General features: G+C 71.3%; 14 protein-coding genes. 3 read left to right on the top strand and 11 right to left on the bottom strand.

The window, feature by feature from the left end:
• Window positions 1–20 precede the first annotated feature (20 nt).
• Window positions 21–1,535, top strand: coding sequence for an AlkA N-terminal domain-containing protein (locus IF655_RS12215; protein ID WP_242488696.1), 1,515 nt, complete (start codon window positions 21–23; stop codon window positions 1,533–1,535).
• A 10-nt stretch (window positions 1,536–1,545) separates the two neighbouring features.
• Entirely contained in the window at window positions 1,546–2,055 is a 510-nt protein-coding gene (locus IF655_RS12210) for a methylated-DNA--[protein]-cysteine S-methyltransferase (protein WP_199584485.1), read from the top strand.
• An 11-nt stretch (window positions 2,056–2,066) separates the two neighbouring features.
• Here IF655_RS12210 and IF655_RS12205 read toward each other — a convergent pair whose 3' ends face one another.
• The gene (locus tag IF655_RS12205) at window positions 2,067–2,804 is read right to left on the bottom strand and encodes a Sir2 family NAD-dependent protein deacetylase (protein ID WP_199584484.1); all 738 of its coding nucleotides are present in this window, start codon (window positions 2,802–2,804) and stop codon (window positions 2,067–2,069) included.
• A 62-nt stretch (window positions 2,805–2,866) separates the two neighbouring features.
• Window positions 2,867–3,358, bottom strand: a complete 492-nt coding sequence (locus IF655_RS12200) for an NUDIX hydrolase (protein ID WP_199584483.1) — start codon at window positions 3,356–3,358, stop codon at window positions 2,867–2,869.
• 191 nt (window positions 3,359–3,549) lie between these two features.
• On the opposite strand from IF655_RS12200, the gene IF655_RS12195 reads away from it, so the two are divergent.
• Window positions 3,550–4,683: a glycerate kinase gene (locus tag IF655_RS12195; RefSeq protein ID WP_199584910.1), complete on the top strand. Its 1,134-nt coding sequence runs from the start codon at window positions 3,550–3,552 to the stop codon at window positions 4,681–4,683.
• Window positions 4,684–4,772: 89 nt separating this feature from the next.
• Here the strand turns inward: IF655_RS12195 and pssA are convergent, their stop codons facing one another.
• The 9 genes from pssA to IF655_RS12150 form a co-directional block, all read right to left on the bottom strand.
• Window positions 4,773–5,591: a CDP-diacylglycerol--serine O-phosphatidyltransferase gene (pssA, locus tag IF655_RS12190; RefSeq protein ID WP_199584909.1), complete on the bottom strand. Its 819-nt coding sequence runs from the start codon at window positions 5,589–5,591 to the stop codon at window positions 4,773–4,775.
• A gap of 22 nt (window positions 5,592–5,613) precedes the next feature.
• Window positions 5,614–6,270 (bottom strand): phosphatidylserine decarboxylase, encoded by a 657-nt coding sequence (locus tag IF655_RS12185; protein ID WP_018546998.1) that lies wholly within the window; start codon window positions 6,268–6,270, stop codon window positions 5,614–5,616.
• Window positions 6,271–6,438: 168 nt separating this feature from the next.
• Entirely contained in the window at window positions 6,439–7,644 is a 1,206-nt protein-coding gene (locus IF655_RS12180; protein WP_199584482.1) for an acyl-CoA dehydrogenase family protein, read from the bottom strand.
• On the bottom strand, window positions 7,645–8,157 hold the full coding sequence (locus IF655_RS12175; RefSeq protein WP_086691032.1) for a MaoC family dehydratase: 513 nt from the start codon (window positions 8,155–8,157) through the stop codon (window positions 7,645–7,647).
• 1 nt (window position 8,158) lies between these two features.
• Entirely contained in the window at window positions 8,159–9,118 is a 960-nt protein-coding gene (locus tag IF655_RS12170) for a CoA ester lyase (protein ID WP_199584479.1), read from the bottom strand.
• Window positions 9,115–11,142, bottom strand: a complete 2,028-nt coding sequence (locus IF655_RS12165) for a protein meaA (protein ID WP_199584478.1) — start codon at window positions 11,140–11,142, stop codon at window positions 9,115–9,117. Before IF655_RS12165 ends, IF655_RS12170 begins: the two co-directional genes overlap by 4 nt.
• A gap of 20 nt (window positions 11,143–11,162) precedes the next feature.
• On the bottom strand, window positions 11,163–12,506 hold the full coding sequence (gene ccrA, locus IF655_RS12160; protein WP_199584476.1) for a crotonyl-CoA carboxylase/reductase: 1,344 nt from the start codon (window positions 12,504–12,506) through the stop codon (window positions 11,163–11,165).
• A gap of 436 nt (window positions 12,507–12,942) precedes the next feature.
• On the bottom strand, window positions 12,943–13,770 hold the full coding sequence (locus tag IF655_RS12155) for a TetR family transcriptional regulator (protein WP_242488695.1): 828 nt from the start codon (window positions 13,768–13,770) through the stop codon (window positions 12,943–12,945).
• A 328-nt stretch (window positions 13,771–14,098) separates the two neighbouring features.
• A complete protein-coding gene (locus tag IF655_RS12150) occupies window positions 14,099–15,904 on the bottom strand; it encodes a 3-hydroxyacyl-CoA dehydrogenase family protein (protein ID WP_199584472.1) in 1,806 nt (601 codons plus the stop codon).
• Window positions 15,905–16,162 lie beyond the last annotated feature (258 nt).

Below are 16,162 nucleotides of genomic sequence, written 5' to 3'. Positions count from 1 at the left end.
CGGTGACCATCCTTGGAGACATGAGGACAGCGACGAGCGGGACGGCGGGGGCGGCGCCCCCGGCCGCCCACCTGGACCGGGAGCACTGCGTGCACGCCGTGCAGTCGAAGGACGCCCGCTTCGACGGGTGGTTCTTCACGGCGGTGCTCACCACCGGCATCTACTGCCGGCCGAGCTGCCCGGTGGTCCCGCCCAAGCCCCGGAACATGACCTTCTACCCGAGCGCGGCAGCCTGCCAGCGGGCCGGATTCCGGGCCTGCAAGCGCTGCCGCCCCGACGCCAGCCCCGGCTCACCGGAGTGGAACCAGCGCGCCGACCTGGTGGCACGCGCCATGCGGCTCATCGCCGACGGCGTCGTCGACCGCGAGGGCGTGCCCGGACTCGCCGCCCGGCTCGGCTACTCCGCCCGGCAGATCGAGCGCCAGCTCCTCGCCGAACTCGGCGCCGGACCGCTCGCCCTGGCCCGCGCCCAGCGCGCGCAGACCGCCCGGCTGCTGATCGAGACCACCGCGATGCCCATGGCGGAGATCGCCTTCGCCGCGGGCTTCGCCTCCCTGCGCACCTTCAACGACACCGTCCGCGAGGTCTACGCCCTCACCCCGACCGAGCTGCGCGCCCGCGTCCCGGCCGTGGGACCCGCCGCCACACCGGGCACGATCTCCCTGCGGCTGCCGTACCGGGCTCCGCTGGAGCCGGGCAACCTCTTCGGACACCTCGCCGCCACCGCCGTACCCGGCGTGGAGGAGTGGCGGGACGGCGCCTACCGGCGCACGCTCTCGCTGCCGTACGGGCACGGGATCGTCGCGCTCTCCCCGGCCGCCGGACACATCGCCTGCCGCCTGACCCTGAGCGACCCGCGCGACCTCACCGTGGCGATCAGCCGCTGCCGCGCCCTGCTCGACCTCGACGCGGACCCGGCCGCCGTGGACGAGCGGCTGCGCGCCGACCCGGCGCTCGCCCCGCTGGTGGACCGCGCGCCGGGGCGGCGGGTGCCGCGCACGGTGGACGAGGCGGAGTTCGCCGTACGGGCGGTGCTCGGGCAGCAGGTGTCCACCGCCGCCGCCCGCACCCACGCGGCCCGCCTGGTCGCCGCGCACGGCAAGCCGCTGGACGACCCCGAGGGCGGGCTCACCCATCTCTTCCCGACCCCCGCGGCACTGGCCGCCGTGGACCCCGCGACCCTGGCCATGCCACGTACCCGCCGCACCACCCTGACGACCCTGGTCGAACGGCTCGCGGACGGCACGCTGCGGCTCGGCGCCGAGTCCGACCGCGCCGAGACCCGCGCCCGCCTGCTCGACCTGCCCGGCTTCGGTCCCTGGACCGCCGACGTCATCGCGATGCGCGCCCTGGGCGACCCCGACGCCTTCCCCGTCACCGACCTGGGAGTACGACGCGCCGCCGAGCGCCTCGGGCTCCCCGCCACCCCGGCCGCGCTCACCGGCCGCGCCGAGGCATGGCGCCCCTGGCGGGCGTACGCCGTGCAGTACCTGTGGGCGACCGACAGCCACCCGATCAACGTCCTTCCGGACTGAGGAAGTTGCCATGAGTGCCAGCAAGCACCACACCCTCGTCGACAGCCCCTACGGGCCGCTCACTCTCGTCGCGGACGCCGACGACACGCTGTGCGGTCTCTACATGGAGGGCCAGCGCCACCGCCCCGCCGAGGAGACCTTCGGTCCGCGCGACGACACCCTGCGCGCCTTCGGCGAGGCTCGCGAGCAACTGTCGTCCTACTTCGCGGGCGACCTGACCCGGTTCACGCTCCGGCTGAACCTCGGCGGCACGCCGTTCCAGCAGCGCGTCTGGGAGCAGCTCACCCTCATCCCCTACGGGGAGACCCGCAGCTACGGCCAGCTCGCCGCCGCCCTCGGCAACCCCACCGCCTCCCGCGCGGTCGGGCTCGCCAACGGCCGCAACCCGGTCGGCATCATCGTCCCCTGCCACCGCGTCATCGGCTCGACCGGCAGCCTCACCGGCTACGGCGGCGGACTGGCCCGCAAGCAGCGGCTGCTGGAGTTCGAGAAGGTCGAGAAGGGGGAGAGCCTCTTCTGACCGACCGCGGCTCAGCCCCCGTACTGCCCGGCCAGCGCGCTCAGCAGGCCGGGCAGCGCCGTGCCGATCGGCTCGCGGACGACCTCCGCGGCGAGGTCGTCGTACGGGGTCGGCTCGGCGTTGACGATCGTCAGCCGGGCGCCGTGATCGGCGGCCACCCCGGCGAGACCGGCGGCGGGCTGCACCTGGAGTGTGCTGCCCACGGCGATGAACACCGTGCACGCCTTGCTGATCGACAGCGCCTCGCCCAGGACGACGGGGTCGAGGCTCTGCCCGAACATCACCGTCGCGGACTTCAGGATCCCGCCGCACTCCAGGCACGGCGGATCGTCCTCACCGGCTTCCACCCGGGCGAGGGCGTCCTCCATCGGACCGCGCGCATGACACTTGGTGCACACGAACTCCCGTACGTTGCCGTGGAGTTCGAGCACCTTGCGGTCCGGCAGCCCGGCCCGCTGATGCAGCCCGTCCACGTTCTGCGTCAGCACCCGCACCGGGACCCCGGAACGCTCCAGCTCGGCCACCGCCCGGTGCGCGGCGTTCGGCTCCGCCGTCAGCGCGCGGTTCTTGCGCCGCATCTGCCACGAGCGGCGCCGGATCTCCGGGTCGCCCATGTAGTACGCGTACGTCACGAGCTTCTCGGCCTCCGGGTCCCGCCGCCACAGCCCGTTGGGACCGCGGTAGTCCGGGATGCCGGAGTCGGTGGAGATGCCTGCGCCGCTGAGGACGGCTACGAGGGGCTTGGCCATGGGACCGAGGGTAGGGCGGTCGCGGGCGGCGCGGCGAGCGGATATCCCCGCGCGGGGGCTCCTCAGACCACCCGGTGGCCGTTCTCCAGCTCCGCCGGTCCGTCGCCCTCCGCCAGGACGTCCAGGGCGGTCAGGATGCGGTCGGAGAGGGGCGAGGGGAGGTAGTCCGGGAGGTCGGGGCGGGGGACCAGGCGCCAGGACAGCAGCTCCTCCTCCTGGAGACGGATCGACTTCAGCTCGGACTCGCTCAGCACGCCGCCGTCGTACAGATACGCCACCAGCGGCGGTCGGTCCGGTCCCGGCACCCAGTCCACGGTGAGCAGCCGCCCCGGCTCCCGGTCGAGACCGATCTCCTCCAGCGTCTCGCGCCGCGCCCCCTGCCGGGGCGTCTCCCCGTGGTCCGACTCGATCGTCCCGCCCGGCAGCCCCCACCCCGGCCGGTAGTTCGGCTCGACGAGCAGCACCCGCCCCTCGTCGTCCCTGAAGAGACACGCGGCGGCCGCGAGGACCCGGGGCAGACCTGCGATGTACGTGGCGAAGTCGTTCGTGGTCATCCTGGCAGCGTAACCAGGCGCGCGGCGGCGGGCACAGGGGGCGCGGCGGGGCTTGCGGGGCGCGGGGACGGACCCCGACGCGCTGGGGGCGTACCGGCGTCGTACCGCACGGACGGAGTCCGTCCCCAGCCCTTAGGGTCGCAGCGGCGGGCGTACCGCCGGACAGTGAGGGGCATGTGGTGGTGGACGGTGTGGGGACGGGGCGGCGGGTGCTGGTCGCCGCCGACAAGTTCAAGGGGTCGCTGACGGCTGCCGAGGTGGCCGGGCGGGTCGCGGCGGGGCTGCGGCGGGTGGTGCCGGACGTGGTGGTGGAGGCGCTGCCGGTGGCCGACGGCGGGGACGGCACCGTGGACGCGGCGCTCGCGGCAGGGTTCGAGCGGCTGGAGGCGCGGGTCGCCGGACCGCTGGGGGAGCCGCTGACGGCCGCCTTCGCGGTGCGCGGGGACACCGCCGTCGTGGAGATGGCCGAGGCGAGCGGGCTGCGGCGGCTGCCGGAGGGCGTACGGGCGCCGCTGACGGCGTCCACGTACGGCTCCGGGGAGCTGCTCCGCGCCGCGCTGGACGCGGGCGCGCGCACCATCGTGTTCGGCGTCGGCGGCAGCGCCACGACGGACGGCGGCGCCGGGATGCTGACGGCGCTCGGCGCGCGGCTCCTGGACGGCGGCGGCAAGCCGGTGGCGCCCGGCGGCGGCGCGCTCGCGGACCTCGCCCGTGCCGACCTGTCCGGTCTCGACCCCCGTCTCGCCTCCGTGGACCTGGTGCTCGCCGGGGACGTCGACAACCCGCTGACCGGTCCGCAGGGCGCCGCCGCCGTGTACGGCCCGCAGAAGGGCGCCTCCCCGGCGGACGTGACCCTCCTCGACGCCGCCCTCGCCCACTACGTGACCGTCCTCGCCGCCACCGTCCCGCGCGCGGCGGACCTCGCGACCTTCCCCGGCGCGGGCGCCGCCGGTGGACTCGGCTACGCCGCCCTCCTCCTCGGCGCCCGCTTCCGGCCCGGCATCGAGGTCGTCCTGGACACCCTCGGCTTCGCGGCGGCGCTGGACCGCGCCGACCTGGTCATCACCGGCGAGGGCTCCCTCGACGAACAGACCCTCCACGGCAAGGCACCCGCCGGAGTCGCGGCGGCGGCCCGCGCGGCGGGCAAGGAGGTGGTGGCGGTCTGCGGCCGTCTGACCCTGACCCCCACCGCCCTCCACACCGCAGGCATCACCCGCGCCTACCCCCTCACCTCGCTCGAACCGGACGAATCCCGCTGCCGAGCCCAAGCGGGTCCCCTCCTGGAACGCCTGGCCACCCGCCTGGCCGAGGACCACCTGACCTGAGCGAGGACCACCTGGACCAAGGGCAGACACCGAGGGCCCCGACCTGTCACAGGTCGGGGCCCTCGGTGTCTGCTGCTGGACCGGCGGGGCTACGGGAGCTGCGCCGCTCGCGCCTCGCGGCGGTTGTCGCGGAAGTTGTTCACCCGGCGGGCCGTGGCGAACAGGGGGATCACCGCGCCCATCACCAGTTGGAGCGCGCAGCCCGTCTGGAGGAGGAGCTGTCCGCCCGGAGCGTCGAAGGCCCAGGCGGCCAGGAGCCCCATCGAGAGGACGATCCAGCCGAGCACGGCACCGGCGAGGCGGCCACGCGGCTTCGGGTACTCGACCCGGCTCACCATCAGCCAGGCGGTGCCCACGATGGCCAGGAGCGTCGCCACGAAGGGCAGCTCCAGGAGCACGATCGAGACGACGGTCAGCGCGCCGAACGGCGACGGCATCCCCTGGAACATGCCGTCCTTCATCGTCACGCAGGAGAAGCGCGCGAGACGCAGGACCACCGCGAGCAGGACCACGATCGCGCCCAGCGCCGCCACCCGCTGGTGGGCGTCGTCCGCGACCATGCCGTAGACCAGGACGAAGTACGCCGGCGCCAGACCGAAGCTGATGAGGTCGGAGAGGTTGTCCAGCTCCGCGCCCATCGGCGAGGAGCGCAGCTTGCGCGCCACCAGACCGTCGAACAGGTCGAAGATCGCCGCGCAGAGCATCAGGATGACCGCCGTGGCCGCGCTGTGGCGGGCCATGCCGGATTCCTGGCTGCCGGTGAGGTGCGGGATGAGGATGCCCGTGGTGGTGAAGTACACCGCCATGAACCCGCAGGTCGCGTTGCCGAGCGTCAGCGTGTCCGCTATCGACAGGCGCAGAGAGAGAGGCATCTCCTCTTCGTCGTCGGCCGCGTCGGCCTCGGGCACCCAGCCCGCCTGTGTCTCCGGATCAATCACGGTCAATGCGAGTCACCCCAGCCACGGTCTTCTGACCGACCTCGACCGCGACCTCCACGCCCTCGGGCAGGTAGAGGTCGACACGCGAGCCGAAGCGGATCAGACCGATGCGCTCGCCCTGCTCGACCTTCGTCCCCTCGGGGAGGTACGGCACGATACGGCGAGCCACCGCTCCCGCGATCTGGATCATCTCGATGTCGCCGAGTTCGGTGTCGAAATGCCAGACTACGCGCTCGTTGTTCTCGCTCTCCTTGTTGAAAGCCGGAACAAAGCCGCCGGGGATGTGCTCGACCGACGTCACGGTGCCCGCGAGAGGCGCCCGGTTGACGTGGACGTTCAGCGGGCTCATGAAGATCGCGACGCGGGTGCGGCCGTCCTTCCACGGCATGATGCTCTGCACCACACCGTCGGCGGGGGAGATGACGCGGCCCGTGGCGATCTCGCGCTCGGGGTCGCGGAAGAACCACAGCATCCCCGCCGCGAGCGCGGTGGCGGGAACGGCGACGGCCTTGGCGACGCCCGAGCGGCGGGCGCGGGCCAGGCTGAGGGCTGCGGTGGCGACGGTCGGGAGGAGCCACGGCGATGCTCCGCGCGCGAGGCGTACGCCGGCCCGGCTGTCGCGAGGTGCAGAGGTTTGGCTGTGGGGCATGGATGACCTTCGTAGCGGATGATGCCGCGCTTGACGGGGGACGGCGGCTTTCCGGGATCGTACCGGGAGCGGGCCGCAACTGGGCAAGCCAGGAAGCCGAGTCGACGGCTGAAGACCGTCGACGGGGTGTGATCTTCCCTACGAAGAAAACACCCCGTCCCCGGACAATCAGCCCTGGAACCGGTACTCTTCGAGCAGTCTGCGACCGATGATCATTTTCTGGATCTCGGCGGTGCCTTCACCGATGAGCAGCATGGGCGCTTCGCGGTACAGGCGCTCGATCTCGTACTCCTTGGAGAATCCGTAGCCGCCGTGGATGCGGAAGGCGTCCTCCACCACTTCCTTGCAGTACTCCGAGGCGAGGTACTTCGCCATCCCGGCCTCCAGGTCGTTTCGCTCCCCGGAGTCCTTTTTGCGTGCGGCGTTCACCATCATCGCATGGGCGGCCTCGACCTTGGTGGCCATTTCGGCCAGCTTGAACTGGATGGCCTGGTGCTGGGCGATCGGCTTGCCGAAGGTGTGGCGCTGCTGTGCGTACTGGACGCCCAGTTCGAAGGCGCGCTGGGCGACACCGCAGCCGCGCGCCGCCACGTTGACGCGCCCGACCTCCACGCCGTCCATCATTTGGTAAAAACCCCGGCCGGTGACGCCGCCGAGCACGCGGTCGGCGGGGATGCGCAGACCGTCCATGATCAGCTCGGTGGTGTCGACGCCCTTGTAGCCCATCTTGTCGATCTTGCCGGGGATCGTGAGCCCCGGGCGGACCTCGCCGAAGCCGGGCTCCTTCTCCACCAGGAAGGTCGTCATCGACTTGTGGGGCGCGGTGCCCTCGGGGTGTCCTTCGTCACTGCGGACGAGGACGGCGACCAGGGAGGACGTGCCGCCGTTCGTGAGCCACATCTTCTGGCCGTTCAGGACGTACTCCTCGCCGTCCTTCACCGCCTTGGAGGTGATGGCCGACACGTCCGAGCCGAGCGCCGGTTCCGACATCGAGAAGGCGCCCCGGATGTCACCGAGGGCCATCTTCGGCAGGTAGTAGGACTTCTGTTCCTCCGTGCCGTGCTGCTTGAGCATGTACGCCACGATGAAGTGCGTGTTGATGATCCCGGAGACCGACATCCAGCCCCGGGCGATCTCCTCGACGCACAGGGCGTAGGTGAGGAGGGACTCGCCCAGACCGCCGTACTCCTCGGGGATCATCAGACCGAAGAGGCCGAGTTCCTTCAAGCCGTCGACGATCGCTTGCGGGTACTCGTCGCGGTGCTCCAGCTCGGTGGCGACCGGGATGATCTCCTTGTCCACGAAGTCGCGGACGGTGGAGAGGATCTCCCGCTGGATGTCCGTCAGACCTGCGGTCCGGGCGAGGCGCGCCATCTACTTCACCTGCTCCTTGAGTTCCGGACGGCCCGGCTGCTCGCCGCCGCGCTCCTTGATGTACGTCTCGGTCGGCACCATGACCTTGCGGCGGAAGACGCACACCAGGGTGCCGTCCTGCTTGTAGCCCTTGGTCTCCACGTGCACGATCCCGCGGTCGTTCTTCGACTTCGACGGCCACTTGTCGAGCACGGTCGTCTCGCCGTAGATCGTGTCCCCGTGGAAGGTCGGCGCCACGTGCCGCAGCGACTCGATCTCCAGGTTGGCGATCGCCTTGCCCGACACGTCCGGCACCGACATGCCGAGGAGCAGGGAGTAGATGTAGTTCCCGACCACCACGTTCTTGCCGAAGTCGGTCGTGCTCTCGGCGTAGTTGGCGTCCATGTGGAGCGGGTGGTGGTTCATGGTGAGGAGGCAGAAGAGGTGGTCGTCGTACTCGGTGACCGTCTTTCCGGGCCAGTGCTTGTAGACGGCCCCGACCTCGAACTCCTCGTAGGTGCGCCCGAACTGCATCTCACGCCTCCGGAATCTCGAACTTGCTGGTCCGCCGCATTCCGGCCGCGCGGCCCTTGCCCGCGATGACCAGGGCCATCTTGCGGCTCGCCTCGTCGATCATCTCGTCGCCGAGCATCGCCGAGCCCTTCTTGCCGCCCGCCTCGGACGTGCAGTACTCGTACGCGTCGAGGATCAGCTCGGCGTGGTCGTAGTCCTCCTGCGAGGGCGAGAAGATCTCGTTGGACGCCTCGACCTGGCCCGGGTGCAGCACCCACTTGCCGTCGAAACCGAGCGCGGCTGCGCGCCGGGCGACCTCGCGATAGCCCTCGACGTTGCGGATCTGGAGGTAGGGACCGTCGATCGCCTGGAGGTCATTGGCGCGGGCGGCCATCAGGATCTTCATGAGGATGAAGTGGTAGGCGTCCGCCGGGTAGCCGGGCGGCTGCTCGCCCACGACCAGCGACTTCATGTTGATCGACGCCATGAAGTCGGCGGGACCGAAGATGATCGTCTCCAGGCGCGGGGACGCCTCGGCGATCGCGTTGACGTTGTTCAGTCCCTGCGCGTTCTCGATCTGCGCCTCGATGCCGATCCGGCCGACCTCGAAGCCCATGGTCTTCTCGATCTGGGTGAGCAGCAGGTCGAGGGCGACCACCTGCTCGGCGCTTTGCACCTTGGGCAGCATGATGCAGTCCAGGTTCGGGCCCGCGCCCTCGACCACGGTCACGACGTCCCGGTACGTCCACTCGGTCGTCCAGTCGTTGACCCGCACGACCCGTGTCTTGCCCGTCCAGTCGCCCTCGTTGAGGAACTTGACGATGGTGTGCCGCGCCTCGGGCTTGGCGAGCGGCGCGCACGCGTCCTCCAGGTCCAGGAAGACCTGGTCGGCGGGCAGCCCCTGCGCCTTCTCCAGGAAGCGCGGGTTGCTCCCCGGCACCGCCAGACAGGAGCGGCGCGGACGCAGACGGTTGACAGTCATGCGGGGACCTCCAGGGGGTCGAGCTTGTTCGCTGTGCGGATCTCGTCGACGATACGGCCGATGATTCCCGTGATGTCGAAGTCCTTCGGGGTGAACACGGCGGCCACACCGGCGGACTTCAGCAATTCGGCGTCGGCGTTCGGGATGATCCCGCCCGCGATCACCGGGATGTCGTGCGCGCCGGCCTCGCGCAGCCGCTCCAGGACGTCCGGGACGAGCTGGGCGTGCGAGCCGGACAGGATGGACAGCCCGACCGCGTGCACGTCCTCCGCGAGGGCGGCGTCCACGATCTGTTCCGGGGTCAGCCGGATGCCCTGGTAGACCACCTCGAACCCGGCGTCACGGGCGCGCACGGCTATCTGCTCGGCGCCGTTGGAGTGCCCGTCCAGACCCGGCTTGCCGACCAGGAAGCGCAGCTTGCCCACGCCCAGGTCGCGCGCGGTGGCGTCCACCCGGGCGCGCACCCCGGCCATCGCGGAGCCCGCCTCGGCGGGGACCGCCACGGGGGCGGAGGAGACGCCGGTGGGCGCCCGGTACTCGCCGAACACCTCGCGCAGCGCCCCCGCCCACTCGCCGGTGGTGACCCCGGCGCGGGCGCACTCCAGCGTGGCTTCCATCAGGTTCTCGGTGCCCTTGGCGGCTGCCTTCAGCTTCTCCAGCGCCTTGCAGGGGCGCGGGTGGTTGAAGGGCGGCTGGTAGCGGGTGTCACGCCAGTGCTGCAACGCGGTGATCACCCGGTTCTCGACGGCCGGGTCGACCGTCTGGATCGCGGTGTCCAGGTCGGCGGTGAGCGGGTTGGGCTCGGTGGTCTGGAAGATGTTGACGCCGACGATCTTCTCGTCGCCGGACTCGATCCGCGCCCGCCGCTCGGCGTGCGAGGACACCAACTGCGCCTTGAGGTACCCGGACTCGACGGCGGCCATCGCGCCGCCCATCTCCTCGATCCGGGCCATCTCCGCGAAGGACTCGTCGACCAGCGCGGCCACCTTCGCCTCGATGACGTGCGAGCCCGCGAAGATGTCCTCGTACTCCAGCAGGTCGCTCTCGTGCGCCAGGACCTGCTGGATGCGCAGCGACCACTGCTGGTCCCAGGGGCGGGGCAGACCGAGCGCCTCGTTCCACGCCGGGAGCTGGACGGCACGCGCGCGGGCGTCCTTCGACAGCGTCACCGCGAGCATCTCCAGGACGATCCGCTGGACGTTGTTCTCCGGCTGCGCCTCGGTCAGGCCGAGCGAGTTGACCTGGACGCCGTAGCGGAACCGGCGCTGCTTGGGGTTCTCGATGCCGTACCGCTCGCGGGTGACCTGGTCCCAGATGCGCCCGAAGGCGCGCATCTTGCACATCTCCTCGACGAAGCGGACGCCCGCGTTCACGAAGAAGGAGATGCGCGCCACCACGTCGCCCATGCGCTCCTGGGGCACCTGGCCCGAGTCGCGCACGGCGTCCAGGACGGCGATCGCGGTGGACATGGCGTACGCGATCTCCTGGACCGGCGTGGCGCCCGCTTCCTGGAGGTGGTAGCTGCAGATGTTGATCGGGTTCCACTTGGGGAGGTGGGACACCGTGTACGCGATCATGTCCGTCGTCAGCCGGAGCGAGGGTCCCGGCGGGAAGACGTGCGTCCCGCGCGAGAGGTACTCCTTGACGATGTCGTTCTGGGTCGTGCCCTGGAGCCGGGTGATGTCCGCGCCCTGCTCCTCGGCGACGACCTGGTAGAGCGCCAGCAGCCACATGGCGGTGGCGTTGATCGTCATCGAGGTGTTCATCTGCTCCAGCGGGATGTCCTGGAACAGCCTGCGCATGTCACCCAGATGCGAGACGGGCACGCCGACCCGGCCGACCTCGCCGCGGGCGAGGATGTGGTCGGCGTCGTAGCCGGTCTGGGTGGGCAGGTCGAAGGCGACCGACAGACCGGTCTGGCCCTTGGCGAGGTTGCGCCGGTACAGCTCGTTCGACGCCTCCGCCGTGGAGTGGCCGGCGTACGTGCGCATGAGCCACGGCCGGTCCTTCTGACGCTGTGTCATGGGTGTGGCCTCCGTTGCCGTCAGACGTTCCGGAAGCGGTTGATCGCGTCGATGTGCTGGGCGCGCTTCTCCTCGTCGCGCACACCGAGCCCTTCCTCGGGGGCGAGGCACAGGACGCCGACCTTGCCCTGGTGGGCGTTGCGGTGCACGTCGTGCGCGGCCTGGCCGGTGTCCTCCAGGGAGTACACCTTGGACAGGGTGGGGTGGATCTTGCCCTTGGCGATCAGGCGGTTCGCCTCCCACGCCTCGCGGTAGTTGGCGAAGTGGGAGCCGATGATGCGCTTGAGCGACATCCACAGGTAGCGGTTGTCGTACTCGTGCATGTAGCCCGAGGTCGAGGCGCAGGTGGTGATGGTGCCGCCCTTGCGGGTGACGAAGACGGACGCGCCGAAGGTCTCGCGGCCGGGGTGCTCGAAGACGATGTCGATGTCCTCGCCGCCGGTCAGCTCGCGGATGCGCTTGCCGAAGCGCTTCCACTCCTTGGGGTCCTGGGTCCGCTCGTCCTTCCAGAACCTGTAGCCCTCGGCGTTGCGGTCGATGATCGCCTCGGCGCCCATCGAGCGGCAGATGTCCGCCTTCTGGTCGCTGGAGACGACGCAGATCGGGTTGGCGCCGCCCGCCAGCGCGAACTGGGTGGCGTACGAGCCGAGTCCGCCGCTCGCGCCCCAGATCAGCACGTTGTCGCCCTGCTTCATCGCGGCGCCGTTGCGGGAGACGAGCTGGCGGTAGGCGGTGGAGTTGACCAGACCGGGGGCGGCGGCTTCCTCCCAGCTCAGGTGGTCCGGCTTCGGCATGAGCTGGTTGGACTTGACCAGCGCGATCTCCGCCAGCCCGCCGAAGTTGGTCTCGAAGCCCCAGATGCGCTGCTCGGGGTCGAGCATCGTGTCGTTGTGGCCGTCGGAGGACTCCATCTCGACGGACAGACAGTGCGCGACGACCTCGTCACCGGGCTTCCAGGCGTTGACGCCGGGACCGGTGCGCAGGACGACGCCCGCGAGGTCGGAGCCGATGATGTGGTACGGCAGGTCGTGCCGCTTGGCCAGCTCGTTGGTGCGGCCGTAGCGCTCCAGGAACCCGAAGGTGGAGAGCGGCTCGAAGATCGAGGTCCACACGGAGTTGTAGTTGACGGAGGAGGCCATCACGGCCACCAGCGCCTCGCCCGGGCCGAGTTCCGGCACCGGGACGTCGTCCAGGTGGATCGACTTGCGGGGGTCCTTGTCGCGGGTCTCGAGGCCCGCGAACATCTCGGTCTCGTCCTTGTGCACGGTGATCGCGCGGTACGAGTCGGGGAGCGGCAGGGCGGCGAAGTCGGCGGACGTGGCGTCCTGCGACTGGATCGCGGCGAGGATGTCCTTCACGGTCACGGTAGTGCCTCCGGCGGTGAGTGCCCTGAGGGAAGGGCACTGGCGGTTCGTCGGTGGTGCGGGAGTGCTGCTGAGGGGTGCGAGGGGTGGGCCGGGGTTCCGGCGGGGTGCTTCGGCAGCGCTGGGTGGCGCGGGAGGGTGCCTGTGACGCAGGCGTCCGGGCGCACAAGCCGAGTGGGGCTTGAGGGGACAGCCGACGCGCGAAGGGACTCTGCGCGCCGGCCGCCCGGACACTCTCAACGTATGACACCGCGTGTCAGTCGGCAAGGCACTGAGTGCCAAAAAACAGACTCAAATGAAATCTTCACTTAACAAATGAGCGATGATCGATCGAACGGGGGTCCGAAAACCGGCGGAAACAGCCCCGGAGGAGCAATCCGGGCACGCGAAACGGCCACCCCGAGGGGTGGCCGTCGTCGTGCGGGGAGAGGCGGACTCAGCGCGCCTTGAGCGCCTCCTCGATGGTCCGCATCACCTCGTCCAGCGGGGCGTCGGTGCGCGCGACCGTCACCAGGACCTCGCCTTGCGCCGAGACCGCGGCCGGTACGGCGGCGGTTCCCGTGGCCGTGGCGGACGTCGCGCTGCGCCCGGCGCCGATGCCCGTGCCGAAGGTCTTGCGGACGATCGCGAAGGCGTGGTCGAGCTGCGCCTCCACATCACCCTGGCCGTCGGCCCGCAGCCAGCGCCGCAGCACATGGTTGTGCGCGGTGACCACCGCGGACGCGGCGACCTCGGCGAGCAGCGGGTCGTCGTTGGCGTCGTCGGCGTGCGCGTGCTCGTCGAAGTGACCGAGCAGATAGCGGGTGAACAGCCGCTCGTAGCGCGCCACGGAGGCGATCTCGGCCTCGCGCAGCGTGGGCACCTCGCGCGTCAGCCGGTAGCGGGCCACCGAGATCTCCGGCTGCGCCGCGTACATCTTCATGACTTCCTTGATGCCCCGGCACACCGTGTCGAGCGGATGCTCGTGCGCGGGCGCGGCATTGAGCACCGCCTCCGCCCGCACCAGGGTGTCGTCGTGGTCCGGGAAGATCGCCTCCTCCTTGGAACGGAAGTGGCGGAAGAAGGTACGACGGGCGACCCCGGCCGCGGCCGCGATCTCGTCGACGGTGGTCGCCTCGTACCCCTTCGTCGCGAAGAGCTCCATCGCGGCGGCGGCCAGCTCCCGGCGCATCCGGAGCCGCTGGGCGGCGGCGCGACCGCCCGCGGCACTCTCCGGAGTGTCGGGCGTGGCGGGTGTACGTGAGGACCTGGCGGGCTGGGACATGCCCCGAACGTACTGCATGGAGCCACTTTCACGCGCGGGTGCGGGGGTTGGAGCGGACCCCTGGGCGGGGGCCTGCGCGGAGCCCGGTGCGGAGGTCGGCGTCGCTTTCGGCGCCTTCGGCCCGGAGCCGGGTGCGGAGTCCGGTGCCGGGGATCGCCCGCCTCCGCGCGGTGACCGCCCGCCCCTGCCCGCCGGGCGGTCGCCCCTGACCGGTGCGCGCCCGCCCTCCGCCGCCGGAGCGGGGGACCGCCCGGCGACGGGGGAGAACCCGCCGGGATCGAGCAGTCCGCCCCACTCCGGCTCCGCGCGCCCGCGGTCCCGTGCTCCGTCAGCGGCGGGCATACTCGCGGAAACCGCGACCGGTCTTGCGACCCAGGCAGCCCGCCGCCACCAGGTGTTCGAGCAGCGGGGCCGGGGCGAGACCCGGGTCGCGGAACTCGCGGTGCAGCACCTTCTCGATGGCCAGGGACACGTCCAGCCCCACCACGTCCAGGAGTTCGAACGGACCCATCGGGTAGCCGCCGCCGAGCCTCATCGCCGCGTCGATGTCGTCGAGGGTGGCGTAGTGCTCCTCGACCATCTTCACCGCGTTGTTGAGGTACGGGAACAGCAGCGCGTTCACGATGAAACCGGCGCGGTCGCCGCAGTCCACCGGGTGCTTGCCGATCCGCGCGCAGACCTCGCGGACCGTCGCGTGGACGTCCTCGCCGGTCAGCACCGTGCGCACGACCTCGACCAGCTTCATCGCCGGGGCGGGGTTGAAGAAGTGCATCCCGATCACGTCCTGCGGGCGCGAGGTCGCGCGGGCACAGGCGACCACGGGCAGCGAGGAGGTGGTGGTGGCCAGGACCGCGCCCGGCTTGCAGACCTTGTCCAGCGCCTGGAAGAGCTGCCGCTTGACGTCCAGGTCCTCCGCGATCGCCTCGACGGCCAGGTCCACGTCCGCGAACGCCTCGTACGACCCCGCCGGGGTGATCCGGTCCAGGATCCCGGCGGCAGCCTCCTCGGTCAGCCGGCCCTTGGCCACCGAGCGCGAAAGGGACTTGCCGATACGGGACTTGGCGGTCTCCGCCTTCTCCTCGGTGCGCGCCGCGAGGATCACGTCGTACCCCGCCTTGGCGAAGACCTCCGCGATGCCCGACGCCATCGTGCCCGACCCGGCGACACCGACGGAGCGCACCGTGCGGCCCTGCGCGCCGGTGCCGTCGGGCGCCGGGGTCAGGGCGTCGGGGACCACCTCGGCGCTGCCCGGCGCCGCGTAGGTGTAGAAGCCCCGCCCCGCCTTGCGGCCGGTCAGCCCCGCCTCGCTGAGCTGCTTCAGGATGGGGGCGGGCGCGTGCAGCCGGTCGCGGGACTCGGCGTACATGGCGTCCAGGACGGTGCGCGCGGTGTCCACGCCGATCAGGTCGAGCAGCGCGAGCGGGCCCATCGGCAGCCCGCAGCCGAGCCGCATCGCCGCGTCGATGTCCTCGCGGGAGGCGTAGCGTGCCTCGTACATCGCGGCGGCCTGGTTGAGGTAGCCGAACAGCAGACCGTCCGCGACGAACCCGGGGCGGTCGCCCACCGCGACGGGCTCCTTGCCCAGCTCCACCGCGAGGTCGGTCACGGCGGCCACCGCCTGCGGCGCGGTCAGCACCGAGGAGACCACCTCGACCAGCTTCATGGCGGGCGCCGGGTTGAAGAAGTGCAGCCCGAGCACGCGCTCCGGGCGCGCCGAACCGGCAGCGAGCCGGGTCACCGACAGGGCGTTGGTCCCGGTCGCCAGGATCGTCTCCGGGCGCACCACGGCGTCCAGTTCACGGAAGATCTGCTGCTTGATCTCGTACGACTCCGGCGCCACCTCGATCACGAGATCGGCACCGGCGACCGCGGCGAGGTCCGTCGAGGTGCGCACCCGGGCGAGAACGCCGACGCGCTCCTCCTCGGACAGCCGCCCGCGCGCCACGGCACGGGCGGTCGACGCCTCCAGGGCGGAGACGCACCGGGCGGTCTGCGCCGCGCTGATGTCGACGCCGATCACTTCGCGACCGGCGCGGGCGAGCACCTCGGCGATGCCGGTGCCCATGGTGCCGAGGCCGACCACGGCGACCGTACGCAGCGGGGAAGGGGAGGGGTGGGACAGGGGAGTGGCCATCACGGGACTCCAGAAAGGGTGACGACGAGGGAACGCGCCGGGTGCGCCGAGGGGCGCACAACGGAGCCGAGTCGATGCGGATGATCCGGTCGATGCGGGTGTTTCCGGGCTGCGAGCGCACACGCCCGGTGCCGTCCTCGCGGGTCACGCACAGACCCGCGAACGGCGGTGTGCCGACCGGCCCTGTCCCGGAGCCGGGTCGTACAGCGGGTACCGAGGTACCTGAAATGTCGATCGCCCACGACGGCCGCGTCACCA

This window comes from Streptomyces sp. DSM 110735, assembly GCF_016482685.1.
Taxonomy (GTDB): domain Bacteria; phylum Actinomycetota; class Actinomycetes; order Streptomycetales; family Streptomycetaceae; genus Streptomyces.
The sequence above is the reverse complement of the archived record's forward strand: the minus strand, read 5'-3'. Positions and strand labels throughout refer to the sequence as shown.

Excerpts from the sequence above, each read along its gene's own strand:
- IF655_RS12175 (WP_086691032.1), bottom strand. The coding sequence starts at position 8,157 with ATGCAGTTCGGGCGCACCTACGAGGAGTTCGAGGTCGGGGCCGTCTAC.
- IF655_RS12210 (WP_199584485.1), top strand. The coding sequence starts at position 1,546 with ATGAGTGCCAGCAAGCACCACACCCTCGTCGACAGCCCCTACGGGCCG.
- IF655_RS12165 (WP_199584478.1), bottom strand. The coding sequence starts at position 11,142 with ATGACACAGCGTCAGAAGGACCGGCCGTGGCTCATGCGCACGTACGCC.
- IF655_RS12170 (WP_199584479.1), bottom strand. The coding sequence starts at position 9,118 with ATGACTGTCAACCGTCTGCGTCCGCGCCGCTCCTGTCTGGCGGTGCCG.
- IF655_RS12185 (WP_018546998.1), bottom strand. The coding sequence starts at position 6,270 with ATGCCCCACAGCCAAACCTCTGCACCTCGCGACAGCCGGGCCGGCGTA.
- IF655_RS12155 (WP_242488695.1), bottom strand. The coding sequence starts at position 13,770 with ATGTCCCAGCCCGCCAGGTCCTCACGTACACCCGCCACGCCCGACACT.
- IF655_RS12180 (WP_199584482.1), bottom strand. The coding sequence starts at position 7,644 with ATGGCGCGCCTCGCCCGGACCGCAGGTCTGACGGACATCCAGCGGGAG.
- IF655_RS12200 (WP_199584483.1), bottom strand. The coding sequence starts at position 3,358 with ATGACCACGAACGACTTCGCCACGTACATCGCAGGTCTGCCCCGGGTC.
- IF655_RS12205 (WP_199584484.1), bottom strand. The coding sequence starts at position 2,804 with ATGGCCAAGCCCCTCGTAGCCGTCCTCAGCGGCGCAGGCATCTCCACC.
- IF655_RS12215 (WP_242488696.1), top strand. The coding sequence starts at position 21 with ATGAGGACAGCGACGAGCGGGACGGCGGGGGCGGCGCCCCCGGCCGCC.
- IF655_RS12150 (WP_199584472.1), bottom strand. The coding sequence starts at position 15,904 with ATGGCCACTCCCCTGTCCCACCCCTCCCCTTCCCCGCTGCGTACGGTC.